The sequence below is a fragment of the Siccirubricoccus soli genome, assembly GCF_024178315.1.
GTDB lineage: Bacteria > Pseudomonadota > Alphaproteobacteria > Acetobacterales > Acetobacteraceae > Siccirubricoccus > Siccirubricoccus soli.
On the sequence record NZ_JAMZIK010000136.1, the window covers coordinates 28043 to 54680 of the forward strand.

The 26638-nt window shown below is 72.9% G+C and carries 23 protein-coding genes and 1 pseudogene; 9 read left to right on the top strand and 15 right to left on the bottom strand.

Annotation, left to right across the window (positions count from 1 at the left end):
• Positions 1–13: 13 nt before the first annotated feature.
• The 3 genes from NJ376_RS20580 to NJ376_RS20595 all read right to left on the bottom strand — a co-directional run bounded on the left by NJ376_RS20580 (position 14) and on the right by NJ376_RS20595 (position 3249).
• Entirely contained in the window at positions 14–1147 is a 1134-nt protein-coding gene (locus tag NJ376_RS20580) for a M24 family metallopeptidase (RefSeq protein ID WP_252955165.1), read from the bottom strand.
• A gap of 99 nt (positions 1148–1246) precedes the next feature.
• Positions 1247–2254, bottom strand: coding sequence for a ketopantoate reductase family protein (locus NJ376_RS20590; RefSeq protein ID WP_252955166.1), 1008 nt, complete (start codon positions 2252–2254; stop codon positions 1247–1249).
• Entirely contained in the window at positions 2251–3249 is a 999-nt protein-coding gene (locus NJ376_RS20595; RefSeq protein ID WP_252955167.1) for a Bug family tripartite tricarboxylate transporter substrate binding protein, read from the bottom strand. The genes NJ376_RS20590 and NJ376_RS20595 overlap by 4 nt, the downstream gene beginning before the upstream one ends.
• A gap of 227 nt (positions 3250–3476) precedes the next feature.
• On the opposite strand from NJ376_RS20595, the gene NJ376_RS20600 reads away from it, so the two are divergent.
• From NJ376_RS20600 to NJ376_RS20610, 3 genes are all read left to right on the top strand, one after another.
• Positions 3477–4529 (top strand): phosphotriesterase family protein, encoded by a 1053-nt coding sequence (locus tag NJ376_RS20600; protein WP_252955168.1) that lies wholly within the window; start codon positions 3477–3479, stop codon positions 4527–4529.
• Between the two features lie 189 nt (positions 4530–4718).
• Positions 4719–5810: a catalase family peroxidase gene (locus NJ376_RS20605; protein ID WP_252955169.1), complete on the top strand. Its 1092-nt coding sequence runs from the start codon at positions 4719–4721 to the stop codon at positions 5808–5810.
• Positions 5807–6334, top strand: coding sequence for a cytochrome b (locus tag NJ376_RS20610; protein ID WP_252955170.1), 528 nt, complete (start codon positions 5807–5809; stop codon positions 6332–6334). The genes NJ376_RS20605 and NJ376_RS20610 overlap by 4 nt, the downstream gene beginning before the upstream one ends.
• 120 nt (positions 6335–6454) lie before the next feature.
• Here the strand turns inward: NJ376_RS20610 and NJ376_RS20615 are convergent, their stop codons facing one another.
• On the bottom strand, positions 6455–6598 hold the full coding sequence (locus NJ376_RS20615; protein WP_252955171.1) for a peptide chain release factor 1: 144 nt from the start codon (positions 6596–6598) through the stop codon (positions 6455–6457).
• 107 nt (positions 6599–6705) lie between these two features.
• Positions 6706–7908 (bottom strand): hypothetical protein, encoded by a 1203-nt coding sequence (locus NJ376_RS20620; protein WP_252955172.1) that lies wholly within the window; start codon positions 7906–7908, stop codon positions 6706–6708.
• Between the two features lie 233 nt (positions 7909–8141).
• On the opposite strand from NJ376_RS20620, the gene NJ376_RS20625 reads away from it, so the two are divergent.
• Positions 8142–10280, top strand: a complete 2139-nt coding sequence (locus NJ376_RS20625; RefSeq protein ID WP_252955173.1) for a M10 family metallopeptidase — start codon at positions 8142–8144, stop codon at positions 10278–10280.
• Between the two features lie 124 nt (positions 10281–10404).
• Here NJ376_RS20625 and aroC read toward each other — a convergent pair whose 3' ends face one another.
• A complete protein-coding gene (gene aroC / locus NJ376_RS20630; protein WP_252955174.1) occupies positions 10405–11511 on the bottom strand; it encodes a chorismate synthase in 1107 nt (368 codons plus the stop codon).
• Between the two features lie 4 nt (positions 11512–11515).
• The gene (gene fabI / locus NJ376_RS20635) at positions 11516–12349 is read right to left on the bottom strand and encodes an enoyl-ACP reductase FabI (RefSeq protein WP_252955175.1); all 834 of its coding nucleotides are present in this window, start codon (positions 12347–12349) and stop codon (positions 11516–11518) included.
• A 57-nt stretch (positions 12350–12406) separates the two neighbouring features.
• Here fabI and pdxH point away from each other — a divergent pair, with 57 nt between their 5' ends.
• The 4 genes from pdxH (at position 12407) to NJ376_RS20655 (ending at position 16557) form a co-directional block, all read left to right on the top strand.
• Positions 12407–13042, top strand: a complete 636-nt coding sequence (pdxH, locus tag NJ376_RS20640) for a pyridoxamine 5'-phosphate oxidase (protein WP_370288494.1) — start codon at positions 12407–12409, stop codon at positions 13040–13042.
• A 227-nt stretch (positions 13043–13269) separates the two neighbouring features.
• A complete protein-coding gene (locus NJ376_RS20645; RefSeq protein WP_252955177.1) occupies positions 13270–14496 on the top strand; it encodes a bifunctional aminoglycoside phosphotransferase/ATP-binding protein in 1227 nt (408 codons plus the stop codon).
• Positions 14497–14737: 241 nt separating this feature from the next.
• The gene (locus NJ376_RS20650; RefSeq protein ID WP_252955178.1) at positions 14738–15616 is read left to right on the top strand and encodes a universal stress protein; all 879 of its coding nucleotides are present in this window, start codon (positions 14738–14740) and stop codon (positions 15614–15616) included.
• A 215-nt stretch (positions 15617–15831) separates the two neighbouring features.
• Complete coding sequence (locus NJ376_RS20655; RefSeq protein WP_252955179.1) at positions 15832–16557, top strand: pirin family protein; 726 nt, start codon at positions 15832–15834, stop codon at positions 16555–16557.
• A gap of 60 nt (positions 16558–16617) precedes the next feature.
• Here the strand turns inward: NJ376_RS20655 and NJ376_RS20660 are convergent, their stop codons facing one another.
• Positions 16618–17460: an esterase/lipase family protein gene (locus NJ376_RS20660; protein WP_252955180.1), complete on the bottom strand. Its 843-nt coding sequence runs from the start codon at positions 17458–17460 to the stop codon at positions 16618–16620.
• Positions 17457–18476, bottom strand: a complete 1020-nt coding sequence (locus NJ376_RS20665; protein WP_252955181.1) for an NADP-dependent oxidoreductase — start codon at positions 18474–18476, stop codon at positions 17457–17459. Before NJ376_RS20665 ends, NJ376_RS20660 begins: the two co-directional genes overlap by 4 nt.
• A gap of 372 nt (positions 18477–18848) precedes the next feature.
• Between NJ376_RS20665 and NJ376_RS20670 the strand changes: the two genes are divergently transcribed.
• The gene (locus tag NJ376_RS20670; protein WP_252955182.1) at positions 18849–19166 is read left to right on the top strand and encodes a hypothetical protein; all 318 of its coding nucleotides are present in this window, start codon (positions 18849–18851) and stop codon (positions 19164–19166) included.
• Between the two features lie 191 nt (positions 19167–19357).
• On the opposite strand, the gene ligA is transcribed toward NJ376_RS20670, so the two are convergent.
• The 6 genes and pseudogenes from ligA to NJ376_RS20700 form a co-directional block, all read right to left on the bottom strand.
• The gene (gene ligA / locus NJ376_RS20675) at positions 19358–21526 is read right to left on the bottom strand and encodes an NAD-dependent DNA ligase LigA (RefSeq protein WP_252955183.1); all 2169 of its coding nucleotides are present in this window, start codon (positions 21524–21526) and stop codon (positions 19358–19360) included.
• Positions 21523–21987: a GNAT family N-acetyltransferase gene (locus NJ376_RS20680; protein WP_252955184.1), complete on the bottom strand. Its 465-nt coding sequence runs from the start codon at positions 21985–21987 to the stop codon at positions 21523–21525. Before NJ376_RS20680 ends, ligA begins: the two co-directional genes overlap by 4 nt.
• Positions 21984–23663: a DNA repair protein RecN gene (recN, locus tag NJ376_RS20685; RefSeq protein ID WP_252955185.1), complete on the bottom strand. Its 1680-nt coding sequence runs from the start codon at positions 23661–23663 to the stop codon at positions 21984–21986. Before recN ends, NJ376_RS20680 begins: the two co-directional genes overlap by 4 nt.
• Before the next feature lie 24 nt (positions 23664–23687).
• Positions 23688–24539, bottom strand: coding sequence for an outer membrane protein assembly factor BamD (locus NJ376_RS20690; RefSeq protein ID WP_252955186.1), 852 nt, complete (start codon positions 24537–24539; stop codon positions 23688–23690).
• Between the two features lie 392 nt (positions 24540–24931).
• Entirely contained in the window at positions 24932–25909 is a 978-nt protein-coding gene (gene lpxC, locus NJ376_RS20695) for a UDP-3-O-acyl-N-acetylglucosamine deacetylase (protein ID WP_252955187.1), read from the bottom strand.
• A gap of 417 nt (positions 25910–26326) precedes the next feature.
• A pseudogene (locus tag NJ376_RS20700) lies at positions 26327–26638 on the bottom strand (cell division protein FtsZ); the annotation flags it as partial.

Sequence of the window (26638 nt, forward strand, 5' to 3'; positions counted from 1 at the left end):
CGCACGCCCTGCGTCAACCGCCGATGAGCAGCTCCGGCGGCGTGCCGGTGAGGAGCTCCGGCCCCTGCTCCGTCACCAGCACCGTCTCGCTGAGCGCCGCGCCGCCGGCCGAGGCATGGACATGGAAGACCATCCCCGCCTCCAGCGGCCAGTTGGCTTCGGGGTGGAGGATGCGGGTGAAGTCGCTGGTGCGCGGCGCCTGTGGCGCGTGGAGGCCGAGCGTGTGGCCGGTGATGTTGTCGTAGCTCGCGCGCAGCCCGGCGCGGACCACGCCCTGGCGGAGGATGGCGTCCACCTCCGCGGCAATGGCGCCGGGGCGCATGGCGGCGATCTGCCTGGCCTGCAGCGCGGCCAGCGCCGCGGCCGCCCGGGCGCGGGGCAGCTCCGGCGGCCCGATGGAGACGCAGCGCATGATGCGCGCGCTGTACCATGCGATGCGCGGCGTCAGCTCGATATGCACCACGCCGCCGGGGCGGAGCGGGGCGTCGTCCAGCTCGCCATGCAGGAAATCCCAGCCGGTGACGGCGGCGATGGGGCCGGGGGCGGCGGGGTCGGCGCCGAGCTCCAGGAAGCAGTCCATGGCGGCGCGCGTCACCTCCCGCCGGGTGGCGCCGGGGCGGCAGGTGGCGGCGGCGCGGGCGAGGGCGGCATCGGCGATGCCGGCGGCGCGGCGCAGCAGGGCGATCTCGGCCGGCGATTTGATGAGGCGAAGCTCATTCGCCAGCGGGCCGAGATCGACCAGCCGCGCTCCGGGCAGGGCGGCGGCGAGGGCGGCGTGGCGGTTGACGGAGAGGGCGTAGGAGTTGAGGTCGAGGCCGATCGCCGCCTCCGCCAGGCCGCGCCGGGCGAGGGCGGCGGCCAGCGCCGGCAGCGGGTCTTCCCAGTCCCGGTAGGGGATCACCTCCACCACCGAGGCGCGCGCCCGGCAGACCGCGGCGTCGTGGGCGCGGATCAGGATGAAGGGCTCGCCGATCAGCGGCACCACCAGGCAGCGCCAGCGATTGAGCGAGGAGCCATAGCCGGAGAGCCAGGCCATGGCCTCGATCTCGTCGAAGATCGCCGCGGCGACGCCGCGGGCGGCGAGCGCACCGCGCAGCCGGGCGAGGCGGGCGGTAAATTCCTCGGGCGGGAAGACGGGGTGCGGCATCAGGGGCTCAGCATGTTCTCCCGCAGGGTGCGGCCCCGGTATTCCTTGCGGAAAAGGCCGCGGCGCTGCAGCTCCGGGACCACCAGCTTACAGAAATCCTCAAACATGCGCGGGAAAACCGTGGACAGGTCCTTCGGAATAGGCGCCGACGGCGATGGCGCGGGCCTTCACCAGCGCGATCAGCAGATCGAGGGTGGGGGTGGGGATGCCGGCGAGGCGGGCCAGGGCCTGCGGCCCGCCGAACATCGCCTCGAATTCGATGGGCGCGCCGCGCGCCAGATCCTGCACGATGCTGGATTTGTGGCCCTGGGAACGGGCGCGGCGGAGCAGCGCCTCGGCCTCCAGCGGGCTGGGATGGCCGAGGGCGGCGGCGACTTCGCCGACCTCCGCCACCACGCGGCGCACCGCCTCCGCCACGGCCGGGTCGGAATAGATCGCCTTGGGCGGGCTGTCGGCCAGGCAGCCGAACAGGCCGGAGCAGATATTGGTCTGCAGCTTGGACCAGATGCGGGCGCGGATGTTGGGCTCCGCCGTCACGGTGAAATCCGCGTCGCGCAGCAGCGCGGCCAGCGCCTCGCTCCGCGCCGTGGTGCCGGCGGGCTCGCCCAGATGGAGCGCGGTCTGGGCGGTCTCGATATGCACCACCCCGGGCCGTTCGATGTCGCAGGAGGCGAAGATGACGCCATGCAGGGCCCGCTCCGGCCCCACGGTCCGCCACGTGACGTCGCCGGGGTCGATGCGCGGCAGGCGCCGGCCCTCATGCGGTCCGCCATGGGCGTGGAAATACCACCAGGGCAGGCCGTTCATGACGAAGCAGACCGGCGTCTCCGGCCCGAGCAGCGTGGCAAGGCCCGGGGCGATGGCCGGCAGGGAAGGCGCCTTCACCGTGACCAGCACCATGTCCTGCGGGCCGAGCGCCGCCGGGTCCTCGGCCACCGCGATCCTGGCGTGGATCTGCCGGGCCGGGGTGTGGACGGTGACGCCCTCGGCGGCGATGGCGGCGAGCGTCGCGCCGCGCGCCACCATGGAGACCCGCGCGCCGCCCTGGTGCAGCCGCCCCGCCAGGTAGCAGCCGACCGCGCCGGCGCCGTAGATGCAGACCTTCATGCGATGCGGATCCCGCGCGCCCTGATGATCTCGCCCCATTTCGCCGTGTCCTCCGTCATGTGGCGGGCGAGGGCGGCGGGGCCGCCGCCGATCGGCAGGAAGCCGGCCTGGGTCAGCCGTTCCTGCGTCGCCGGCAGCGCCATCCAGCGCAGCAACTCCTCGGCCAGCCGCGCCTGGACCGGCGCCGGCACGCCGGCGGGGGCGACCATCGCCCAGTAGGTCGCGCTTTCGAAGCCGGGCACGCCCGCCTCCTCGATGGTCGGGATGTCGGGCAGCAGCGGGTGGCGGGTGCGGCTGGTCACCGCCAGCGCCCGGATATGGCCCGCCGGCAGCAGGCTGCGCACCAGTGCGGCCTCCATGAAATTCACCTGCACCTCGCCGGCCGAAAGCGCCTGCGCCGCCGGCGCGCCGCCGCGATAGGGCACGTGCAGCATCTTCGTCCCGGACAGCGCCATGAACAGCTCGGTCGCCAGGTGGCTGGTGAAGCCGATGCCGGCGGTGGCGAAGCTCAGCGTCTCCGGCTCCCGCCGCAGCAGCGCCAGCAGCTCCGGCAGGGTTGCCGCCGGCACGCTGCGATGGGTGCAGACGAAGCTCGGCGCCTGGGCGATCAGCGCGACGGGGGCGAAGGCCGTCGCGTTGTCATAGGGCATGGGGTAGAGGTGCGGCGCGATGCTGTAGGTGCTGTTGCTGTACACCACCAGCGTGTGGCCATCCGGGCGGCTCCGCAGCGCGTAGTCCAGCGCGATGGTGCCGCCGGCGCCCGGACGGTTGTCGATGACGCAGGGCTGGCCGAGCGCCGCCTGCAGGTGCTGCGCCAGCGGCCGGCCGATGACGTCGCCGGGGCCGCCGGGCGCGACCGGCATGACGAAGGTGACGGGGCGGTTCGGCCAGCCCGGTTGGGCCCCCGCGCCGCCGGGCGCGGCGAGGCCGGCGGCAGCGAGGCCCGGCAGGGCGAGCGTGGCCTGGAGGAGGGGACGGCGGGGGACAGAGCGCATGCGGCACCTCGGCAGCGCACCCGTGCCGCGGCACGGGCGCGTCCTGTTGCGGCGCCCCCTCGGTCCTGCGGCCCTGTTGCGGGCCGGTCTCGCAGCGGGGCCGTGCCACCCGCCAGCCCCCCGATGCCGGGGGGCCATGAAGGTTAAGCGCCCTGCCGCGGCGCGGGCAAGCCATGGACAGCACCGCCCAGCCGCCGGATCATCGCCGCGCGGCAGGGAGGCGGGACATGACCGGGCGCATGACGCGGGAGGCGTTGCGGGGGCGGGCGCAGACGGTGCTGGGGCCGGTGGAGCCCGCTTCGCTGGGCCCGACCCTGATGCATGAGCATCTGATCTGGGACATCCGCACCCCCGCCATGCGCGCCGATCCCGACCAGGGGCCGGAGATCACGCTGTGCAATTGCTTCGCCATCAATTACGGGCGGAAGCGCAAGGTGCCGGGCAATCTCCGCTTCCGCTGCGAGCCGACGGCGGCCGGCGAACTCGCCGCGATGAAGGCGGCGGGCGGCCGCACCCTGGTGGAGCTGAGCAGCGGCGGCCTCGACCCCGACCCGGCGGCGCTGGCGCGGCTGGCAGCGGAGGCGGGCGTGCACATCGTCATGGGCTGCGGCCACTACGTGCACGAATACCAGGATGCGGCGAATGCCGGGCGCAGCGCCGAGGATTTCGCGCGGGAGATGGTGGACCAGGTGCAGCTCGGCGCCTGGGGCACCGCGGTGCGCGCCGGCATCATCGGCGAGATCGGCTGCCAGGCGCCCTGGACCGGGCAGGAAAAGCGGGTGATGGCCGGCGCCCTGCTGGCCATGGCGGAGACCGGCGCGGCGGTGAACGTCCATCCCGGTCGCCACCCGGACCAGCCGCAGGAGGTCGCCGACTTCAGCCGCGCCCATGGCGCCGATCCCTCCCGCATCATCATCAGCCATATCGACCGCACCGTCTTCGACGAGGCGCGGCTGCTGCGGCTGGCCGATAGCGGTGTGGTCATCGAGTTCGACCTGTTCGGGCAGGAGGCGAGCTACTACCCGCTGGCGCCGATCGACATGCCGAACGACGCGGTGCGGCTGAAGCTGATGCGGGCGCTGATCGCCCGCGGGCATCTGGAGCGGATCGTGATCAGCCACGACATCTGCTACCGCACGCGGCTGACGCGCTGGGGCGGCCATGGCTATGGCCATATCTTCGAGAACGTCCTGCCGCTGATGCGGGAGCGCGGCTTCGCCGAGGCCGAGATCGAGGCCATCATGGTCGGCAATCCGCGGCGGCTGCTGGCCTTCGTCTGACCAGGGACAGGGCAGGGCGCACGCCGGCCGCGCCGGGGCGGCCGGCCATGGCGGCATGCGCATCCGGTCCCGCCCGTAACCCCGGCCCGCCCCTGTGCGAAGAGCTTCCGACCGGGCCGCCGCAACCATCTCCCTTCCCGCCGCGGCATTCACGGGCAGCCCAAGCCCCGTGCAGGTCAGGAGCATCGCATGCCAGAGACCCCGCCCCGGGGGGCGCCGCCCTCCTTCCCACTCGGCCGCCTCACTGCCATCGGGGCCGTGCTGGCCACGCTCGGCGCCGGCTTCGCCTATGCCGGGGGCTGGCTGAGCCCCGGCCGGATCACGCCTGGCCGCATCGTCGATGCGCTGAGCGAGCGCGGCGGCGACCCGACCGGGCACCGGCGCAACCACGCCAAGGGCATCTGCTTCACCGGCCGCTTCGAGGCGAGCGGGGAGGGGGCGCGCCTCTCCACCGCGCCGATGCTGGCGGCGGGGCGCTACCCGGTGGTGGGGCGCTTCGCCATCGGCACCGGCGACCCGGTGGCGCCGGATGCCAGCGGCCGGGTCCGCAGCATGGCGATCCGCATCGCGGCGCCGGACGGGCAGGAGTGGCGGACCGGCATGAACAACATGCCAGTCTTCCCGGTGGCGACGCTGGAGGCCTTCTACGAGCTGACCCTGGCCTCGCGGGTCGACCCGGCGACCGGCACGCCGCGCGATCCGCAGGCGGTGCCGCGCTTCGTCGCCGCGCATCCGGAGATGCGGGCCTTCCTTGGCTGGGCCGGCAGCGCGCCCTGGACGCCGAGCTATGCGGAGGAGGACTACCACGCGCTGAACGCCTTCTTCTTCGTCGATGCGGCGGGGGCGCGGCGCGCCGTGCGCTGGGCCGTGCTGGGCACGGTGCCGCCGGAGCCGCGGAGCCCGGCCGAGCTGCAGGCGCTGGGGCCGGATTTCCTCGGGCGGGACCTGGTGGCGCGGCTGGGCCAGGGCCCGCTGCGCTGGCGCATGGTGGCGCAACTCGCCGGGCCGGACGACCCGGTGGATGACCCGACGCGGGCCTGGCCGGCGGAGCGCGAGCAGGTCACGCTGGGCACGCTGGTGGTGGAACAGGCGCAGCCGGAGGCGAGCGGCCCCTGCCGGGACGTGAATTACGACCCGCTGGTGCTGCCCGCCGGCATCGAGCCCTCGCGCGATCCCATCCTGCTGGCGCGCTCGCCTGCCTATGCCGCCTCCTATCTGCGGCGGCAGGCGGAGCTGGGGCAGGTGCCGGCGCTGGCGCGCGGCGCGGGAGCCGGCCGATGAGCGGGCGCGGCTTCTCCCCGCTGCAACGGGGCGTGCACTGGCTGATGGCGGTGCTGATCCTCGCCATGCTGTTCATCGGCGTGGCGATGGTCGCCTCGGCCAGCTCCTATGTCCCGCTGGTGGCGATCCACCGGCCGCTCGGCCTCGCCCTGCTGCTGCTGGTGGTGCTGCGCATCGGGCTGCGCTGGCGCCGTGGCGCACCGCCCCTGCCGGTGGATCTGCCGGCCTGGCAGAAGGCGGCGGCGCATGCCTCGCATCTCGCGCTCTATGCGCTCATGCTGGCCATGCCGCTGCTGGGCTGGGCGATGCTCTCGGCGGCGGGCTATCCCGTGGTGGTGGTGCCCGGCTTCGTGCTGCCGCCGATCCTGCCGGTGAGCCCGCTGCTCTACGCCCTGCTGCGGGCGGCGCATGGCTGGCTGGGCTACCTGCTCTTCCTCACCGTGCTGCTGCATCTGGGCGCGGCGCTGTTCCACGCGCTGGTGCGGCGGGACGGGGTGTTCAGCGCGATGGTGCGGGGCAGGTGAGGGGTGAGGGAGGCGCCGCCTCCCTCCCTTGGTGCCGCCGGCCGTGCGGGGCATGACCGGCGAGGTCCGTCCCGCGGCCAAAGGGCTTTCTTCCCGGAGATCGCGGCGCGGCCTCGCGCCTCAGCCCCCCGCCAGCTGCGGCTGGCGCGCCCCGCTGAGCTCCGCCAGCAGGGCCCAGACCCGGTCAGGATCCATGCGCGTGTCAGGGTCGTTCAGAAGCTGGTCCAGCTCGGCCAGCTTCGCCTCCATCTCGCTCTCGCTCATCCGGGTCCCCATGCAGCCAGCCGCCGGCCTCGTCGGCAGCGACCATCTCCGCCGGGAAACGTGGCAGAATCGCGCCGGTTGCCGTGATGACGCCGGGATGATCTGCGTCACAAGGAGGAGAGGATCGCCGGCGAGAGGTCCGGATGCCGCGCTGCCGGGTGCCTAGGGTTGCGGAAGCGCAGCTCCTCCTCGCCCGCTGCGTCCGCCGCGCCGAACATCTCGAAGCGGGAGGTGCAGGAGACGGCGACGACTCCCGCCGCCGCAGCGCCGGTGAACCAGCGGCGCACGGCGCCTTCCAGCTCCAGCTCCTCGCGCAGGGCGCGCCATTCGCCGCGCTCCACCTCCTCCAGGAAGACGGCCAGGATGCCGGGATGCTGGCCGCTCAGCCGGGCGGCGGCGGTGGCGGTGAGGCGGCGGCAGACCGCGCCGCTGATCTCGTTGCCGCGCCCCGCCCGCGCCGCCATGGCGAAGACGCTGCCGCTGCTCGCCTCCGTGGTGACGGCCAGATGCGCCTCATGCCCGAAGATCTGCCGCAGCCGCGCCGGCAGCCCGCTTGGCGCATCCTGGAGCTGGGCGCCGGCCAGCACCAGCGGGTCGAGCTTCAGCATGGCATCCGCGCCGGCATCCTGGCGCTTCTCCGCGGCCAGCATCTCGCTGATGCGCTGCTGCAGCCCGGCGAGCTGCTCCGGGCCGGAAATCCCCTCCGGCAGGGTCAGCTTCAGCAGGTAGCGGCCGGGATGCGCGGCCAGCCAGGTCTGCAGCTCCGGATGGATGCGGTCCACCAGGGCGAGCCAGTCGCCGCGATGCACCGGGCGGCCTTCCTCGGCGGAGACGGTCTCGCAGACCACCTCGGCGGTGGCCCCGCCGCGGCGGGCGAGGAGGTCGTAGGGCGCCTCCTCGGCCAGCCCGTCGAAGCGCAGCGCGAAGCCCTGAGCGCGCAGCCGGGCGGCGGTGCGCAGCAGGTGGAAGAGGGGCAGCAGCGTTGCCTCCCCGGTGAGCCCGGCCTGCAGCCGGGCACGCAGCCGCTCCCGCGCCGCGGGCGGCAGGGTCTCGGCCAGGGCCACCGCATCCCGGGCGAAGCCGCAGAGCCGCTGCTCCGCCGGGGCGGCGCGGGCCAGGGCACGGCCATCCGCCATGCGCGCCAGGGCGAGTTCCAGGGCGTGACGGTGCTGCGCGGCGCGGGCGGAGAGCGAGCCGGGCTGCATCCGCCCGGCCAGCGCCGCCATGCGCCCCGACCAGGCGGTTTCGCCGCACAGGGCGATGAAGGCATCCAAGGGCTTGGGTGCGGCTGCTTGCACGGCACGCGGCATGGGCCAGCCTCGTTCGGAAATTCGGTGTTTGCGAGAAGCGCCAAGCGGCGGCGGAGGTCAAGCGGCGTTTCGCCATGGCTGGGAAACGGAATCTTCGGGAGTGAGGGCGTAGGGGAGGGGCGGGAGAAAACCTCCGGCCGCGCGAGCGGCGCGTGGCAACAGGCCCGGCTGGCCGCCCCGCCGCCGCAGCCCGGGCCGCCATGCCGGGCCGACGGAATGGCGGAGGCTGGACGATGGCGGTCTATGACGCGCTGCTCACGATGCTGGAGGCGGGCCAGGCCTCGGCGCGGTGGAATTTCCCGCTGGCCGTGGGCACCGAGCTCTCGCTGCAGGCCGGGCTCGGCACCGGCGTCGCCCTGACCTACAGCTTCATGGCGGCGGTGCCGGGCTATGAGAGCCCGGACGACCATCCGGGCTTCGCCGGATTGGATGCCGGGCTGCAGGCGGCGGCGCGGCGGGCGCTGGCGGCCTGGGCGGCGGTGGCGAACCTCACCTTCACCGAGGTGGCCGATGCCGGGGCGGGCGGCCAGCTCCGCTTCGGCCAGGAGAGCATCGCCGATGCCGGCGGCTACGCCTATGCGCCGGGCTACGCCTACACCTACGACCCGCTCACCAACATCGTCACCGGCACCAGCGCCGTGCCCTGGGCGGGCGACATCTATCTCGGCAATGCGCCGGAGAACGCCGCGCTGGCGGCGGGCGAATATGGCTATCAGGCGCTGCTGCACGAGATCGGCCACGCCCTCGGCCTGCAGCACCCCTTCGAGGGCGCCGACCCGCTGCCGGCGGCGGAGGCGACGCTGCGGTACAGCGTCATGGCCTATGACGCCCCAGCCAATCTCGGCATCGTCACCGTCACTGGCGATGCCCATGCCTATGCCTGGGTGGCGGAGACGCTCTACCCGAGCGGGCCGATGCTCTACGACATCGCGGCCCTGCAGCTTCTCTACGGCGCCAACATGGCCACCAATGCCGGCGCCACCACCTATGCCTGGGCGGCGGATGCGCGGATCCTCGAGACCATCTGGGATGGCGGCGGCATCGACACCATCGACGCGAGCAACCAGGCGCTGCCGAGCGTCATCGACCTGCGGGACGGGCATTTCAGCAGCATCGCCATGCGGCTGACCGAGGCCGAGCGGCGGCTGGAGATTCCCGCCTGGGCGAGCGCGGCGCCGACGCCGGGCTATGACGGGGTGGACAACCTCGCCATCGCCTTCGGCGCGGTGATCGAGAATGCGAAGGGCGGCGCGGGGGATGACCATCTCATCGGCAATGCCGTGGCGAACCTGCTGGAGGGCAATGGCGGCGCCGACACGCTGGATGGCGGCGCGGGCGACGACACCCTGGCGGGCGGCGCCGGCGACGACACCTATCTGGTGGATAGCCAGGGCGACCTGATCCTCGAAGCGCCGGGCGGCGGGGTGGACAGCGTCATCGCCTCTGCCGGCTTCTACCTCCATGCGGAGCTGGAGACGCTGGTGCTGGCGGAGGGCGCCGGCGACATCTTCGGCGTGGGCAATGCGCTGGCGAACCGGCTGGAGGGCAATGCGGGCGCCAATCTGCTCATGGCCTGGGGCGGGGACGACACCCTGCTGGGCGGCGTGGGCGATGACGTGCTCTACGGCGTCGATGGCCGGGACAGCATGGAGGGCGGCGCCGGGCTGGATGTGCTGCTGGGCGGCGAGGGCGACGACACGCTGGCGGGCGGCGCCGATGCGGATGCGCTCTATGGCGAGGCGGGCGACGATTCCCTCTCCGGCGGAACGGATTTCGTCTTCGACCTGCTGGTGGGCGGCGAGGGCAATGACACGCTGGAGGGCGCGAGCGGCCTCGGCGATTACGACTACCTCTATGGCGGCGCGGGCGGCGATGCCTTCTACGTCGATACGCCGGCCGACCTGGTCTTCGAATTCGCGGGGGAGGGGAGTGACACCGTTCATGCCTCGATCGAGGGGGCGGGCTACTACCTCTATGAGGAGATCGAGGATCTGGTGCTGCTGGGCCCCACGCCCTTCGGCGTCGGCAACGGGCTGGCCAACCGCATCGCCGGCAATGCCGGCGCAAATTGGCTGCTGGGCGGGGCGGGCGACGACACGCTGGATGGCGGCGCCGGCAGTGACGTGCTGTTCGGCGAGGCGGGGGCGGATGTCTTCGCCTTCCGCCGCGGCACCGGCGCGGATGTGGTGGGGGATTTCGCCCCGGGCGTGGACAAGCTGCTGCTCATCGGCCTGGGCTTCGCGGATTTCGCCCAGGTGATGGCGCATTTCGTGGTGGCCGGCGGCAATAGTGCCATCGATTTCGGCCAGGGCGACCTGGTGGTGCTGAACGGCGTCACCGGCCTTGCGGCCGGGGATGTGCTGCTGGCCTGAGCCTTGGAGCAAGACATCCGATCAGGCGGAATCAGCTGATCGGATGCCTTGCTCCAGAAAACGCTCTAAGCGTTCGCAGAACAGAGTCACGCCTTCGGGCGATGCCGCCCTGCGGCGATCTGCTCTAGTTCCGCGGCAGGCGGGCGCGGTCCGGCGCGTCCGGGTTCTGGGCACGGTGGCGCAGCAGGTGGTCCGCCAGCACCAGGGCCAGCATCGCCTCCCCCACCGGGACGGCGCGGATGCCGACGCAGGGGTCGTGCCGTCCCTTGGTCTGCACCTCCACCTCCTGCCCGAAGCGGTCCACCGCGGCGCGCGGCGTCAGGATGGAGGAGGTGGGCTTCACCGCGAAGCGCGCGACGATGGGCTGGCCGGTGGAAATGCCGCCGAGGATGCCGCCGGCATGGTTGCTGCCGAACCGCACCTCGCCCTGCGGGCCCATGCGCATCTCGTCGGCATTCTCCTCGCCGGAGAGGGAAGCGGCGGCGAAGCCCTCGCCGATCTCGACGCCCTTCACCGCATTGATGCTCATCAGCGCTGCGGCCAGCTCGGCATCCAGCTTGCCGTAGATCGGCGCGCCGAGGCCGGGGGGCACGCCCTCCGCCACCACCTCGATGACCGCGCCGAGCGAGGAGCCGGATTTGCGGGCGGCGAGCAGCCTCTCCTCCCACCGCGCGGCGGCGGCGGGGTCCGGGCAGAAGAACTCGTTGCGCTCCACCTCCGCCCAGTCCCAGGCGGCGCGGTCCACCCTGTCCGCGCCCAGCTGCACCAGGGCGCCGCGGAGGGTGACGCCGGCGCCCAGCACCTTGCGCGCCACGGCGCCGGCGGCGACCCGCATGGCGGTCTCCCGCGCCGAGGATCTTCCGCCACCGCGATAGTCGCGGATGCCGTATTTCAGCTCATAGGTCAGGTCGGCATGGCCGGGGCGGAAGCGGTCCTTGATCTCGCCATAGTCGCGGCTGCGCTGGTCGGTGTTCTCGATGTGCAGCGCGATCGGGGTGCCGGTCGTCATCCCCTCGAAGGTGCCGGAGAGGATGCGGACCTGGTCCGGCTCCTGCCGCTGGGTCACGAAGCGGGATTGGCCGGGGCGGCGGCGGTCCAGGAAGGGCTGGATGTCCGCTTCCGTCAGGGGCAGGCGCGGCGGGCAGCCATCCACCACGCAGCCGATGGCGGGGCCGTGCGACTCGCCCCAGGTGGTGACGCGGAAGAGGTGGCCGAAGGAATTGTGGGACACGGGATCAGACGGTGCTGATGTCCGGCGCGTCCGGATTCTTCATGCCGACGATGTGGTAGCCGCTGTCGACATGATGCACCTCCCCGGTCACGCCGGCGGACAGGTCGCTCAACAGGTAGAGGCCGGCGCCGCCCACCTCCTCGATGGTCACGTTGCGGCGCAGCGGGCTGTTGAGCTGGTTCCACTTCAGGATGTAGCGGAAATCGCCGATCCCGCTGGCCGCGAGCGTGCGGATCGGCCCGGCGGAGATCGCGTTCACCCGGATGCCGGCACCGCCCAGATCGGCCGCCAGGTAGCGGACGCTGGCCTCCAGCGCCGCCTTGGCCACGCCCATGACGTTGTAATGCGGGGTGACGCGCTCGGCGCCGAGATAGCTCATCGTCAGCAGGCTGCCGCCCGGGGACATCAGCGGCACCGCTCGCTGGCTGACCGCGACGAAGGAGTAGCAGGAGATGTCCAGCGCCTGGGCGAAGACGTCGCGCGGCGTGTCCAGGTAGCGGCCGCGGAGATAGTCCTTGTTGGCGAAGCCGATGGCATGGACCAGGAAGTCCAGCCTGCCCCATTCCTCCCGCAGTGCGGCAAAAAGGCCGTCGATGCTCGCCTCGTCCGAGACGTCGCAGGGCAGGACCAGGTTGGAGCCGATGCTCTCCGCCAGCGGCCGTACCCGCTTCTCCAGCGCCTCTCCCTGGTAGCTGAAGGCCACCTCCCCGCCCTGGGCGGCGACCGCGCGGGCGATGCCCCAGGCGATGGAGCGGTCATTCGCCACCCCCATGACGAGGCCGCGCTTGCCCGCCATGAGCGTGCCGGTGGGGGCGTCTGCGAGCGGCGCTTCGGACATGAGCGAAAGGGACCGGACTGTTGCAGGGAGGCGGTCGTGGTGGCACACCCCCGCCCGGTGGGCAAGGGGGACCGTGCCCGCCAGCACCCTCGCAGGGACCTTGCCATGAGCAGCAGCGCCGCCGACCCCATCGCCCGCTTCGAGGCCTGGATGGCGGAGGCGACGAAGGCCGAGCCGAACGATCCGAACGCGGTCTGCCTCGCCACCGCGACGAAGGAGGGCATTCCCTCCGCCCGCATGGTGCTGCTGAAGGGCGTCGATGCCCGCGGCTTCGTCTTCTACACCAATCTGGAAAGCCGGAAGGGGCAGGAGCTGGCGGCCAACCCCAATGCCGCCCTCTGCTTCCACTGGAAGTCGCTGCACCGCAGCGTGCGGGTGGAAGGCGGGGTGGAGCCGGTCACCGCGGCGGAGGCGGATGCCTATTACGCCTCCCGCGCCCGGGGCAGCCGGATCGGCGCCTGGGCCAGCAAGCAGTCCCGGCCGCTGGAAAGCCGCTACGCGCTGGAGAAGGCGGTGGCGGAGTACACGCTGAAATTCGGCCTGGGCGAGATCCCCCGCCCGGAATTCTGGTCCGGCTTCCGGCTGATCCCCCGGCGGATCGAGTTCTGGCAGGACATGCAGTTCCGCCTGCACGACCGCCAGGTCTTCCACCGCGAGGGCGAGGGCTGGCGGGTGGAGGCGCTCTACCCCTGATCCCCGCGCCGCAGCGCCCCGTCGCGGAGCTGCTGCGGCGGCTGACCGGGGCGGAGCCGCAGGAAACCCATATCTCCGCCATCCATGTCGGGCGGGGCCATGCCTTCAAGCTGAAGAAGGCGGTCGCCCTCGGCTTCCTCGACTTCACCTCCCTGGCGGCGCGGGAGCATTTCCTGCGGCGGGAGCTGGCGCTGAACGCGCCGCATGCGCCGGGCCTCTACCAGGCGGTGCTGCCCGTCACCCGCACCGCCGAGGGCGGGGTGGAGCTGGACGGGGATGGCGAGGTGGTGGAGTGGGTGCTGCGCATGGCCGCGGTCCCGCCCGGGGATTTCCTGGATGCGGTGGCCGCGGCGGGCGGGCTGGACGGGGCCCGGCTGGATGCGCTGGCCGATGCCGTCTTCGCCCTGCACGACGCGCTGCCCCCGGCCGCGCCGCTGGGCGAGTTCGACGCGGTGCGGGAGGGGAATCGCCGCGCCGCGCTGGCCGCCGGGCTGCCGGCGGGGCGCATTGCCGCCTGGGATGCGGCGCTGGCGGCGCGGCTGGCAGCGCTGGCCCCGGTGCTGGCGGCACGCCAGGCGGCGGGGCGGGTGCGGCGCTGCCATGGCGATCTGCATCTCGGCAATCTGCTGCTCTGGCAGGGGCGGGTCTGTCCCTTCGACGCGCTGGAATTCGACGAAGCGCTGGCGACCATCGACACCGGCTACGATCTCGCCTTCCTGCTGATGGACCTTGAGTATCGCCTCGGCCGCGCGGCGGCGAACCGGGTGCTGAACCGCTACGTGGCGCGCAGCGGCGATGCCGGGCTGGTGGCCGGGCTGCCGGCCTGGCTCTCGCTGCGGGCGATCATCCGCGCCCATGTCGCGGGCGCCCGGGGGCGGGGAGAGGAGGCGCTGGCCTATCTGGCGCGGGCCGAGGCCTATCTGGCGCCGCCGCCGCCGCGCCTGGTCGCGGTGGGCGGGCTGCAGGGTACGGGCAAGTCGCGCCTTGCCCGGGCGCTGGCGCCGGCGCTGGGCGCCGCGCCCGGGGCGCTGGTGCTGCGCAGCGACGAAATTCGTAAGCGCCAGGCTGGCGTCCCGCCGGAGCAGCGGCTGCCGCCCGCCGCCTATACCCCGGCGGCGAACGAGGCGGTCTTCGCCGAACTCACCGCGCAGGCGGCGGCGGTGATCGGCGCCGGGCATGCGGTGGTGGCGGATGCGGTGTTCGGTCGTCCATCCGAGCGCGCCGCGCTGGAAGGCGCCGCCGGCGGCGCGCCCTTCACCGGCTTCTGGCTCACCGCGCCGCGCGCGGTGCTGGAGGCGCGCATCGCGGCGCGGCGCGGCGACGCCTCGGATGCCGATGCGGCGGTGCTGGCGGCGACCGCGGCGCGGGAGATGGGCGAGAGCACCTGGCATGGGCTGGATGCGACGGAGGATCCACTGCCCGCCGCCCGCGCCGCGCTGGAGCGTGGGTGCTGAACCACCCTCGCCGGAAGGCTTGAAGCGCGCGATCGGTCGTATGACCGGAGCGGGCGCGTGGGCGAAGCCCGCCCGATTCGCCCCGCCCCTGCCGCTATCCCGCCTTGCGGCAGGGCGCAGCGTCACGGCATGGAACGGCAGGGGCGGCTGCATCGTTGGCCTGATGCGAAACGGCAAGCGTTTCCGCCGGGCGGGAAAATGCTCTAGCCTGTCTGCGGAAGCGCCGTTGGGGAGACGCGCCATGGCTTATCGTCGCCTGCTGCTGCCGCTGACCGGGACCGCCGCCGGGGAAGCCGCCCTTGCCACCGCGCTGATGGTGGCACGGATCTGGAATGCGCATGTCCACTGCCTGCATGTGCGGGTGGATGCGCGGGACGTGGCGCCGCTGGCCGGCGAGGGCCTGTCCGGCGCCATGATCGAGGAAATGATGGCGGCGACCGAGCGCGAGAGCGGCGAGCGCGCCGGCCGCGTGCGCGCGCTGTTCGAGCGCTTCACCGAGCATGCCGGCGGCGTCGCCCTGGCCAACAGCGCGGAGACCGCGCTGAAGCATGACGGCCCCACCCTGTCCTTCGAGAGCATCGCGGGGCGGGAGGAGGATGTGGTGGCGCAGCAATCGCGCCTCTACGACATGGCGGTGGTGCCGCATCCGGAGGCGGAGGAGGATGTCTCCTCCTCCGACGCGCTGCATGCCGTGCTGTTCGACAGCGGCCGGCCGGTGCTGATCGCACCGAGGCATGTGCCCCAGACCATCGGCACGCGGGTGTGCTGCGCCTGGAACGGCAGCGCCGAGAGCGCCGCCGCCGTCGCCGCCGCGCTGCCCTGGCTGCACCGGGCGCAGGCGGTGCGGCTGCTCTATGCCGATGAGTACCAGCGCCGCGGGCCGCAGGTGGAGGGCATCCGCGCCTATCTCCGCTGGCACGAGATCGAGGCGGAGCCGGTGATGTTCAAGCCGCAGACCAAGGATGTCGGCGCCGGGCTGCTGGGCGCGGCGCGGGACTTCAACGCGGACCTGCTCTGCATGGGCGCCTACAGCCATTCCCGGCTGCGGCAGCTCATCCTGGGCGGCGTGACGCGGCATGTGCTGGAGAACAGCGACATGCCGGTATTGATGTGCCGCTGACGCCGCGGGAGGCCGCCCGGCCGGCGGCGCGGCGCCGGGCCTGAAGCGGCGAGGCCGCCTCAGGCCAGCGGGTGGCACCGTGGCGCCATCATTCCGGGTGGGTGCCCAATAGGCGCGGCCAATGACCGCGATCACCGCGCCGGCATGGCGGCGGCAGGGCATCCCGCCCATCTTCCGACCCAACGGACGACAAACCCGTCCGACGGAGACCGAAGATGATCGACATCCGGCCCTTCAAGAGCCTCGGCGGCGCCGACCATGGCTGGCTGAAGGCGCGCCACCATTTCTCTTTCGCGCATTACCACGACCCCTCGCGGATGAACTGGGGCAAGCTGCGCGTCTGGAACGATGACGAGATCGCCGCCGGCACCGGCTTCGACCCGCACCCGCACCGCGACATGGAGATCATCACCTATGTCCGGGAGGGCGCGATCACCCATCGCGACAACATGGGCAATGAGGGCCGCACCGAGGCCGGCGACGTGCAGATCATGTCCGCCGGCACCGGCGTGGTGCACAGCGAGTACAACCTCGAGGACGAGACGACCCGGATCTTCCAGATCTGGATCATCCCGGACCGCCGCGGCGCCAAGCCGAATTGGGGGGCCAAGCGCTTCCCGAAGGAGCAGCGCGGTGACGGCACCGCCGTCACGGCGTTCGAGGTGCTGGCGAGCGGCCGCCCCGGCGATGCGGGGAGCGGGGCGCTGCCGATCAATGTGGACGGTGCCGTGCTGGCCGCCACGCTGAAGGCGGGGCAGACCCTGGTCCAGCCGCTGGCCAAGGGCCGCGCCGCCTATCTGGTGCCGGCCAAGGGGGCGGTGACGGTGAACGGCCAGGCGGTGAACCGCCGCGACGGCGTCGGCATCGTCGATGAGGCGGAGATCGCCATCACCGCGACCGAGGATGCGGAGCTGGTGATGGTGGAGGTGGCGGCGGAGTAGGGGCGGGGGCTCCGCCCCTGATCCGCCCGAGGCGGCAGGTTCGACCTGTCGGATGCAGACTCACACCGGGGTCCGGGGCCAGGTCCGGTCCCCGGTGGGGGTTTGGGGGCAAAGCCCCCAATCTTCCGGCGTCCCCAGCACCTCGGCCAGGGCTCCCCGCAGCACGCCGATCGGGTCCCGCCCCGGCCCTTCCGTCACCAGCGCCCGGTGGCCGCCCGCGAGCACCACATGCCGGGCGCCAGGCAGTTGGGTGGAGGCCACCGGCACCAGCCCGTCATTCGGCCCGGCGCCCTGGCGTTCCATCCAGCGCGCCACTGGCAGGTAGATGTTGTCCTGCCAATCCTCGGCCGCCTGCAGCACCGTGGCGATGCTGAGCATGGGCAGCGCCCCGGCCAGTCGGCCGATCGCCGCCGCATGTGCCGCCATCCAGCCGCCGCGCCGCGCGGTCGTCAGGTCCATCACCCCTTCGCCGCTGCCGAGGCCGAGCGCCTTCAGGGCGTGATGCGCGGCCAGGTGCAGCGGCTTCTGCTGGCACACCGCATCCGCCACCGGCGAGCCGTGGAAGGGCGATTGCAGCGCGACGAAGCCGCGGCAGGCGCCGGCCGCGCCCGGGCGCAGCAGCGCCGCCAGCGCTTCCAGCCCGCCCTTGCTGTGGCCGACCAGGATCGCCGGCCGCTCGCCCGCCAGCAGCGCGGCGGCGATGCGGTCGGCATTCTCCTCGACCGGCGCGGCGGTGGGCAGCGGCACCACCTCCACCGCTGCGCCGAGACCGCGAAGCCAGGTGAACTGCCCGGCCATATAGTCCACGCGCAGCCGCACCATCAGCTCCCCGAGCAGCCCGTAGCAGAGCAGCAGGCGATACCCGGAGAGCGCCTCGGCGAGCGCTTCATCCCTTTCGTTCAATCGATCTGCACCACCAGCTTGCCGAAATTGGCGCCCTGCAGCAGGCCGATGAAGGCGGTGGGGGCGTTGCGCAGTCCCTGCACCACATCCTCCCGCCACTTCATCTTCCCGGCGGCCATGTGGCCCAGCATCTCCCGCCGGAATTGCGGGTAGCGCGGCCAGCCATTGTCGCTGACGATGAAGCCCTGGATGTGCAGGCGCTTGCGCACCACGGCGCCGAGATTGGGGCCCGGCGCGCCGCCGAAGCTGTCCGCCCCTTCCACCGTGTTGTACTGGCTGATGACGCCGCACATCACCATGCGGCCGAAATCGCGGAAGCGTGGGAAGACCGCCGCCTGCACCGCGCCGCCGACATTCTCCCAATAGATGTCGATGCCCTCCGGGCAGGCGGCGTCGAGCTGGGCGTTGAGGTCGCCACGATGGTCGATGCAGGCGTCGAAGCCCAGCTCCTCGGTCACGAAGCGGCATTTCTCCGGGCCGCCGGCGATGCCGATGACCTTGCAGCCGCGGATCTTGCCGAGCTGCCCGACCACTTGGCCGACGGCGCCGGACGCCGCCGAGACCACCATGGTCTCGCCCGCCTTCGGCCGGCCGATATCCTCGAGCCCGACCCAGGCGGTGAGGCCCGGCATGCCGAGCACGCCGAGGCTGGCGGAGAGCGGCGCTTCCTTCGGGTCGATCTTGAACAGCCGCGCCGGGCTGACGCAGGAGAATCGCTGCCAGCCGAAGCCGCCCAGCACCGTGTCGCCCGGCGTGAATCCGGGGGCGCGGCTGGCCACCACCTCGCCGGCCGTCTGCCCCTCCATCACCGCGCCCAGCTCGACCGGCTTGGCGTAGCTCTTCGCCTCCGACATGCGGCCGCGCATATAGGGGTCCAGCGAGAGGTAGCGGGCGCGCACCAGCACCTCGCCCTCCGCCGGCTCCGGCAGCTTCGTCTCGACGATCTCGAAATCCTCGGGCACCGGGGCGCCCTTCGGGCGGCGGCGCAGCAGCACCTGCAGGTTGGTCTCGGCCATGGAGGTCTCCTTTCCTGTCCTTCGCTACTGTCCTGATTTCGGAGTCCTGCGGACTTCGTCCTCAGGCCACTAGCATTGTTTTCAGTGGCCTGCTGATCCGCTGCGTTCGTGGGAAATCCCACGGACTTCGCGGGCAGGACACTAGATCGGGCCGATTCGGCGGCAGCGGAAGGGGCAGACACCGGCGCAGCCGGGCCACAGGCGCCGAACTTCGTGCGTCCGCGAATCCTTCTGCGGCCAGGAGGGTAGTAACGCCGCCTATTTCACGGCAGACTGACGTCGCCGGATGACATACTGGTAACCGACCGAGTCCTTGCCTGGTTACGCGCCAGCCAGGATCCGTGCGGGCGGGAAGGAGAGAGAAAGAAAGCCATGCAGCCAACCAAGCTTCTGCTCGGCCTCGCCGCCGGGCTTGCCCTTTCGGCCTGCACCCAGGTGACTGCGCCGAGCGGCCCGCCGCCGGCCGGCGCCGCCGCCGGCCCGGGCGCCCCGGCCATCCAGCAGCAGGTGCGCGACATCGGCGGCAGCAGCCCCAACGCCTCCGCCGGCGTCCCGAGTGTGACCGGCAGCAGCGGCGGCGCCGATGGCCGCGGCGGCGGGCCCTCCATCACCTATTCCGGCCCGGCGTCCAGCGGCGTGGGCGGCACCGGCATTCCGCCGACCCCGCAGCCGCGCGTTCACGGGAACTGATCGGCAGGCGGGCGCCCCTCGGGGCGGCCCGCCTTTGCCAGGCAACGGGCCGCGGCTGACGATCGGCGGGCGCGGCGGGCTAGGGGATGCGGCCTGACGGGGGCCGCGCCCCATGCCGGCACCGGCCCTGGGCAGAGCTCCGTCCGGAGCGAGGCATCCGGTCAGGCGATCCTGCCTGATCGGCTGTCGCCTCAGCCCTCCAGCCCGGCCATCTCGCGCCACTCCGCCTCCGTCAGCGTCCTTATGCCGAGCTCGGCGGCCTTGGCCGCCTTGCTGCCGGCCTCCGCGCCGACCACGACGAAATCGGTCTTCTTCGAAACGCTCTTCGTCACCTTCGCCCCCAGCCGTTCCGCCACCGCCTCCGCCTCGTCGCGGGAGGTGCGTTCCAACGTGCCGGTGAAGACCATGACCTTGCCGGCGAAGGGGCTGGCGCTGTCGCCGAAGCTGGCGGCGGGCAGGGGCGAGACCTCGCGCAGCAGGTCGTCGAGGGCGGCGAGGTTGCGCGCCTCCTTGAAGAATTCCGCCAGCTCCGTGGCGATGGCCGGGCCGATGCCCTGGATGGAGCCGAGCTCCTCCCGCGCCTCGGAGCCGATGGTGGTGGCGGCCAGCATCCGGGCGCGCCAATGCGCCACATCGTGGTAGTGGCGGGCCAGCAGCTTGGCGTTCTGCGCCCCGATGCGGCGGATGCCAAGGGCAAAGATGAAGCGCTCCAGCGGCGGCTGCCGGCGGCTCTCGATGGCGGCCAGCAGATTGGCCAGCTTCCGCGACTCGGCGCGGGAGGCGCGGCCCCAGCCCTCCCATTGCCGGATGGTCTCGGCATGGCCCTTCAGACGAAAAATGTCGGCCGGGCTCTTCACCAGCCCGGCCTCGTGCAGGGCGATGATGTTCTCCTCGCCCAAACCCTCGATATCCATGGCGTTGCGGCTGACGAAATGCTTCAGCCGCTCCACCGTCTGGGCCGGGCAGATCAGGCCGCCGGTGCAGCGCCGCACCACCTCGCCGGGCGGGCGAATGGCGTGGCTGCCGCAGGCGGGGCAGATCTCCGGGAAGGCGAAGGGGGTGCTGTCCGCCGGGCGCTTCTCCGGCAGGATGCCGACGATCTGTGGAATGACATCGCCGGCGCGCTGGAGGATGACGGTGTCGCCGATGCGGACATCCTTGCGGGCGATCTCGTCCTCGTTGTGCAGCGTTGCGTGCTGCACCATGACGCCGCCGACATTGACCGGCTGCATCACCGCCCGCGGCGTCAGCGCGCCGGTGCGGCCCACCTGGATGTCGATCTTCAGGAGGGTGGTGGTGGCCTGCTCGGCAGGGAATTTCCAGGCGATGGCCCAGCGCGGCGTGCGCCCGACGAAGCCGAGGCGGCTTTGCCAATCCAGCCGGTCCAGCTTGTAGACGACGCCGTCGATATCGTAGTCGAGCCCTGCCCGCTGGGCGCCGAGCGCCGCCTGGAACGCCTCCGCCGCATGCTCGTCGGGCAGCAGCTTCGACAGCGGGTTCACCCGGAAGCCCCAGCGCTTCAACGCCGTCAGGTAATCCCAGTGCGTCTCCGCGACGGGGGTGCTGGAGGCGCCCTGCGCATAGGCGAAAAGCTGCAGCGGCCGGCTGGCGGTCACCTTCGGGTCGAGCTGGCGGAGCGAGCCGGCGGCGGCGTTGCGCGGATTGGCGGGAATGCGGATCTCCGGCCCCACCCTCTCGCCGCGCTCCCGGCGCTGCTCGCGTTCCTCCGCCAGCCGCGCCTGTTCGTCACGGAAGGCGAGGAAATCCGCCTTCGACATGAAGACCTCGCCACGAATCTCGATCTGCGCCGGAGCGTCGGGGCCGAGGCGGCGGGGCAGCTCGGAGTCGGGGAAGGTCTCGAGGTTGCGGGTGATGTCCTCGCCCTCGGTGCCGTCGCCGCGCGTCGCGCCGCGCAGGAAGACGCCGTTCTCATAGGTGAGGTTGACCGAGACGCCGTCGATCTTCGGCTCGCCGACGAATCGCAATACCTCCGCGTCAGCCAGGCGGAGGAAGCGGCGGATGGTTCTGGTGAACTCCGCGAAATCCGTTGCCTCGAAGGCGTTGTCGAGGCTCAGCATCGGCGTGCCGTGCCGGGACTTGGCGAAGCCGGCGGCGGGGGCGGCGCCGGGCGGCGCCTCGCTCGGGCTGTCGGCGCGCTTCAGCTCGGGGAAGCGGGCCTCGAGGGCGGCGTTGCGGCGGCGCAGCGCGTCGTATTCGGCGTCGGTGATCTCCGGCGCGTCGTTCTGGTGGTAGGCGATGTCCGCGGCGGCGATCTCGGCGGCCAGCGCCGCCAGCTCCCCGGCCGCCTCCTCCTCGGTGAGGTCCTCGACGCGGCGGGCGCGGAGCGGGGAGGGGGTCATGCCGTGCGCGCCAGCCGGGCCAGCGCCTCCCCATCCAGGGTGAAATCCTCCACCATGGCGCTGCCCGCGCCCAGGCGCCGGTGGAAGGCGCGGGCGAGGGTGTCGCCCTCATCCGCATTCCACCAGAGGAAGCCGCCGCCCTCGGCCAGCGCCGCCGCCGCCATGGCGGCGACCAGCGCCCGGCCATGGCCCTGCCGCCGCGCCGCCGGCACCACGTAGAGATCGTTCAGGAACAGCCCCCAGCGGCTCTGCCCGCTGTCATAGGTGGGGTGCGCCGTGGCGAGGCCAACCGGCCGGTCGGCCTCCACCGCCAGCAGCACGCGGCAGCGCGCATCGCCGATCAGGTCCCGCGCCACGCCTTCCGGCGTGATGCGCTCGGGTGCCAGGCCCGGCTCGTCATTCAGGGCGCGCAGCATGGCGGCGAGCGCCGGCGCGTCCTGCGGCCCGGCCGCGCGGATCACAGCAGCCCTCCGGTCAGCAGGCTGTCCGCCGCCGCCCGCGCGGCATCCGTCACCCTTTCGCCGGCCAGCATCCGGGCGATCTCCTCACGCCGCTCGCGCTTGCCCAGCGGCTCCACCGTGGTCGCGGCGCGCTCGCCCTTCACCTGCTTCGCCACGCGAAGCTGCTGCGTGCCGCGCGCCGCGACCTGCGGGCTGTGCGTCACCACCAGCACCTGCAGCCGTTCCGCCACGCGGGCCAGCCTCTCCCCCACCGCCGCCGCGGTGGCGCCGCCGATGCCGGCATCCACCTCATCGAAGATCAGGGTCGGCACGGGCGAGCCGCGGGCCAGCACCACCTTCAGCGCCAGCATCAGGCGGGAGAGCTCGCCGCCCGAGGCGATCTTCTGCAGATGTCCCGGCGCCTGGCCAGGATTGGTGGCGACGAGGAAGGTGACGCGGTCCATGCCATCGGCGCCCCAGGCGGATTCCTCGCGCGGCGCGACCTCGACGAAGACCCTGGCGCGGTCCAGCTTCAGCGGCGGCAGCTCCTTGCCCAGCGCGGCTTCGAGCTGCGCGGCGGCGGCGCGGCGGGCGCCGGAGAGGGCCTCGGCGGCCGCCACATAGTCGCGGCGGGCGGCGGCGGCGGCGGCCTCCAGCGCGGCGACGCGGCCGGTGCCGGCATCCAGCGCGCCGAGCCTGTCCTTCAGGCTGGCCAGCAGCGCCGGCAGTTCCACCACCGCGACCGCATGCTTGCGGGCGGCAGCGCGCAGGCCGAACAGCCGGTCCTCCAGCTGCTCCAGGCGGCGCGGATCCGGCGCGCCTTCCTGCAGCATCCGCTCCAGCAGGGTCTCGGCCTCGGCCACCGCATCCTGGGCCTGGGCGAGCAGGGCGAGGATCGGCTGCGCCTCCTCATTCGGCGCCGGCAGGCGTTCGAGCGAGCGGGCGGCGCTGCGCAGCGCCTCCGCGGGGCCGCCGCGGCGGCGGTCGCGCGGCTGCAATTCGGCCAGGGCGGCGGCGATGCTCTCGCTCCGGCGCTCGCCCTGCTGCAGCTTCTGGCGCTCGGCCGAAAGCTGCTCCTCCTCGCCCTCCTCGGGGGCGAGGTCGGACAGCTCCTCGACCGCGTGGCGGAGGAATTCCTCGTCCCGCTGCGCAGCGGCGATCGCCTCCCGCGCCGCGGCCAGGCTGCGCTCCGCCTCCCGCCAGGCGCGATGGGCGGCGGCCACCTGCTGGCGCTGGCCCTCCAGCCCGCCGAAGGCGTCCAGCAGCCCGCCATGCGTCGTCGGGTCCGCGAGGCCGACCTGGTCGTGCTGGCCCTGCACCTCAACGAGTGTCGCGGCGAGGCGGCGCAGCACGCCGGCCGCCACGGGCTGGCCATTGACGAAGGCGCGGCTGCGGCCATCCGCCTGCACCACGCGGCGCAGCACCAGCGTCTCCTCCGGCTCCATCGCCTGCTCGGCGAGGATGGCGAAGGAAGGGTGGTTGGGCGGCGGCGCGAATTCGGCGCTGACCGAGCATTGCGACTGGCCGGCGCGCACCATCCCCGCCTCCGCCCGCGCCCCGCAGGCGAGGCCGAGGCTGTCCAGCAGGATGGACTTGCCCGCGCCGGTCTCGCCGGTCAGCACCGTCAGGCCGGGGCCGAAGGCGAGGTCCAGCCGCTCGATCAGCACCACGTCGCGGATGGCGAGGGAGGCGAGCATCGGCGGGTGCTCAGCCGGGCGGGGTCAAAACAGCCAGTTCCAGGTCCGGCGCAGGAAGCCCGGCCGCTCGCCGGTGGGCGCCGCCAGGCTCGGGTCATCCACCAGCAGCGCGTAGCTGTCCTGGTACCAGGGGCTGCCGGGGAAATTATGGCCGAGCACCGAGGCGGTCTGCCGCGCCTCCTCGGTCAGGCCGAGGGCGAGGTAGATCTCGGTCAGGCGGTGCAGCGCCTCGGGCACGTGGTTGGTGGTCTGGTAATCCTCCACCACCCGCTTGAAGCGGCCGATCGCCGCGCCGTAGAGGCGCTGGCGCTGGTAGAAGCGGCCGACATTCATCTCCTTGCCCGCCAGATGGTCGCGGCCGAGGTCGATCTTCAGCCGGGCGTCGCGGGCATAGGCGGTGTCCGGGTAGCGGTTCACTACGTCCTGCAGCGCCGCCATCGCCTGCTCCGTGCCGCGCTGGTCGCGCTGGGCGTCGCTGATCTGCTCGTAGTAGCAGAGGGCGCGGAGGTAATAGGCATAGGCGATGTCGCGATGCGCCGGGTGAAGCTGGATGAAGCGGTCCAGCGCGCCGATGGCCTCGGTGTAGCGGTTGCGCTGGTACTCGCCATAGGCGGCCATCAGCTTGGCGTTGGTGGCCCAGGTGGAATAGGGGTGGTCGCGCTCCACCCGGTCGAAATAATCCACCGCCTGCTGGTAGCGCCGGGCCTGCAGCGCCTCGATGCCGGCGCCGTAGAGGCCCTCGGCCGACTGGTCGCGCGTCAGGTCCTGGCCGCGTGGCGCCAGGCTGGAACTGCGGCCGTCCCAGGCGCTGAACATGCCGCAGCCCGGCAGCACGGCGAGGCCGAGGAAAAGCAGGAGGTGGGCGCGACGGATCATCAGGGGCCGGTCATGCTATGCAGGGGTGCCCTATAGCATGGCTCCCGCGGGGCCGCACACGGGGGGTGTTCGCCTCCTGACGCAGGGCCGGAGATGCGCCGTCTTGCAGGCGCTCGCCCGGCATGGCCCCAGGGCCTTCGGCGCTTGCTGCGCCCGCGCCCTGGCGCGGCCTTGCCGCAGCGGGCGGTGCAAGGACTGCGGGACAGGCAACCCTCCACAGCCGGCGTGGCGCGCCGCGGGCTCTGCCTTGTCGCCTGTCCGGGGCGCCGGGCGAGTCCGTACGGCGCGATGAGGCCTGGAGCAGGATTGGCCCAGCTCCGCTCACCCGCCCCGCCCGGCTCATCCTCCGTGATCCAAGTTTCGGTCGATCCGACCGCAACCGATCGCGCTTTTCAGGCCACCGCCGCCGCGGCGGCAGCGGGGACCGGCAGGCGCGGCGCGGCGCCCTCGCCCAGGCTCATGCCCGGCACGGCGCGCCAATTGGCGCGGTCCGCGAAGAGCGCCCGCAGCAGCCGGTTGTTCAGCGCATGGCCGGAGCGGTGGCCGGTGAAGCGGCCGCGCAGCGGGGCGCCGGCCAGCGCCATGTCCCCCACCACGTCCAGCAGCTTGTGGCGCACGAACTCGTCCGGCCGGCGCAGCCCGCCCGGGTTCAGCACCAGCGGGCCGTCCACCACCACGGCATTGGCGAGGCTGCCGCCCTGGGCGAGGCCCATGGCCCGCAGGCGCGCCACCTCCTCCGCCAGGGTGAAGGTGCGGGCATCCGCCAGCGCGCCGCGGAAGGCCTGCGGCGTCAGGCGCAGCGAGAGGCTCTGCCGGCCGATGGCGGTGTTGGGGAAGTCGATGGTCAGGCTGGCCTCCAGCCGCTCCCCGGGGAGGGGGGAGAGCTCGGCCCAGGCCGCGTCGGGGCCTTCGCCTTCCGTCACGCGGACCGGGCGCAGCACCTCGATCGCCTCGGCCGGCACGGCGCCGCCGCCATGGGCGATGAGGCCGGTGCAGTCCAGCAGGAAGAGGAAGGGGGTGGCGGAGCCGTCCAGGATGGGCACTTCCGGCCCATCCAGCTCCACCAGCGCATCGTCCACGCCGCTGCCGGCCAGCGCCGCCATCACATGCTCCACCGTGCCGATGCGGCGGCCGGCGTCTTCGCCGGGGATGCCGAGGGCGGTGCAGAGGCGGGTATCCACCACATGGTCGTAGAGCGCGGGCAGCTCGAGGCCGATATCGGTGCGGCGGAAGCGGATGCCCGTGCCGGGCTCCGCCGGGCGCAGGGTGAGGCGGACCCGGCGGCCGCTGTGCAGGCCGGTGCCGACGCAGCCGATGGCGGCCTTCAGCGTCTTGCGGCGACCTGTCTCGAGCGGGAAGAAACCGTCCATGCCAACCCCTGTCCTGTGCCGGGCATCCAGGCCCTGGTAACCCGTTCCCGGTATGCCTTGGGGCGCTGCCATGGCAGCCGCCCAGGGTGGTCATGCCACCCTGCACGGCCGGCCGCGAGTCAAGCCTTATTTCCTCATATTTCGCTGCAAGATCCTGAAGAATCAGCTTTTTTTGCAGTGCAATGCGGCTGCCAAGTGGCGAAAAAATGGCAGCGCCCGCGGCTGGCGCCGGCGCGTGGACACCGTTCCGGTACGTGAAGGGAAGCCGGCGGCTTCCTCAGGCATCGCTCCGGCCAGACAAGGTTTCGGCCGCATCCGATGCCGGGAAGGCACCGGGATGCGGCCGAGGACCATGCACGACAGGAAGTGGCAGCGTGACGATCCCGGCCCGCCGGGCCGGGCATCAGGCCGGCAGCCTCAGTTGGACTGGCGGCGGAGGAAGGTGGGGATCTCCAGCCCGACCTCGGCCTCCGGCGAGGGGCGCGGCTGGGCGCGGACGGGCGTCGGCTCCACCCGCGGCGCGACCGGGGGCGGGGTCGGCTCCGTCAGGGTCCGCTTCAGCAGCGCGGAGGGGCCGGCCCGGCCGGTGACCGTCTGGAACAGCCCCCGCAGCCCACCGGAGGCGGGCGTCGGCGGCGGGGCGACGCTCGGCTGGGCCACCAGCGGGGCCTGCCGGCGCGGCGCCTCGGCGGCCGGCGATGCCATGGCCGGCTCGGCCGCCGCGGGCTC

Excerpts from the sequence above, each read along its gene's own strand:
- NJ376_RS20580 (WP_252955165.1), bottom strand. The coding sequence starts at position 1,147 with ATGCCGCACCCCGTCTTCCCGCCCGAGGAATTTACCGCCCGCCTCGCC.
- NJ376_RS20590 (WP_252955166.1), bottom strand. The coding sequence starts at position 2,254 with ATGAAGGTCTGCATCTACGGCGCCGGCGCGGTCGGCTGCTACCTGGCG.
- NJ376_RS20595 (WP_252955167.1), bottom strand. The coding sequence starts at position 3,249 with ATGCGCTCTGTCCCCCGCCGTCCCCTCCTCCAGGCCACGCTCGCCCTG.
- NJ376_RS20600 (WP_252955168.1), top strand. The coding sequence starts at position 3,477 with ATGACCGGGCGCATGACGCGGGAGGCGTTGCGGGGGCGGGCGCAGACG.
- NJ376_RS20605 (WP_252955169.1), top strand. The coding sequence starts at position 4,719 with ATGCCAGAGACCCCGCCCCGGGGGGCGCCGCCCTCCTTCCCACTCGGC.
- NJ376_RS20610 (WP_252955170.1), top strand. The coding sequence starts at position 5,807 with ATGAGCGGGCGCGGCTTCTCCCCGCTGCAACGGGGCGTGCACTGGCTG.
- NJ376_RS20615 (WP_252955171.1), bottom strand. The coding sequence starts at position 6,598 with ATGAGCGAGAGCGAGATGGAGGCGAAGCTGGCCGAGCTGGACCAGCTT.
- NJ376_RS20620 (WP_252955172.1), bottom strand. The coding sequence starts at position 7,908 with ATGCCGCGTGCCGTGCAAGCAGCCGCACCCAAGCCCTTGGATGCCTTC.
- NJ376_RS20625 (WP_252955173.1), top strand. The coding sequence starts at position 8,142 with ATGGCGGTCTATGACGCGCTGCTCACGATGCTGGAGGCGGGCCAGGCC.
- fabI (WP_252955175.1), bottom strand. The coding sequence starts at position 12,349 with ATGTCCGAAGCGCCGCTCGCAGACGCCCCCACCGGCACGCTCATGGCG.
- NJ376_RS20650 (WP_252955178.1), top strand. The coding sequence starts at position 14,738 with ATGGCTTATCGTCGCCTGCTGCTGCCGCTGACCGGGACCGCCGCCGGG.
- NJ376_RS20655 (WP_252955179.1), top strand. The coding sequence starts at position 15,832 with ATGATCGACATCCGGCCCTTCAAGAGCCTCGGCGGCGCCGACCATGGC.
- NJ376_RS20665 (WP_252955181.1), bottom strand. The coding sequence starts at position 18,476 with ATGGCCGAGACCAACCTGCAGGTGCTGCTGCGCCGCCGCCCGAAGGGC.
- NJ376_RS20670 (WP_252955182.1), top strand. The coding sequence starts at position 18,849 with ATGCAGCCAACCAAGCTTCTGCTCGGCCTCGCCGCCGGGCTTGCCCTT.
- ligA (WP_252955183.1), bottom strand. The coding sequence starts at position 21,526 with ATGACCCCCTCCCCGCTCCGCGCCCGCCGCGTCGAGGACCTCACCGAG.
- recN (WP_252955185.1), bottom strand. The coding sequence starts at position 23,663 with ATGCTCGCCTCCCTCGCCATCCGCGACGTGGTGCTGATCGAGCGGCTG.
- NJ376_RS20690 (WP_252955186.1), bottom strand. The coding sequence starts at position 24,539 with ATGATCCGTCGCGCCCACCTCCTGCTTTTCCTCGGCCTCGCCGTGCTG.
- lpxC (WP_252955187.1), bottom strand. The coding sequence starts at position 25,909 with ATGGACGGTTTCTTCCCGCTCGAGACAGGTCGCCGCAAGACGCTGAAG.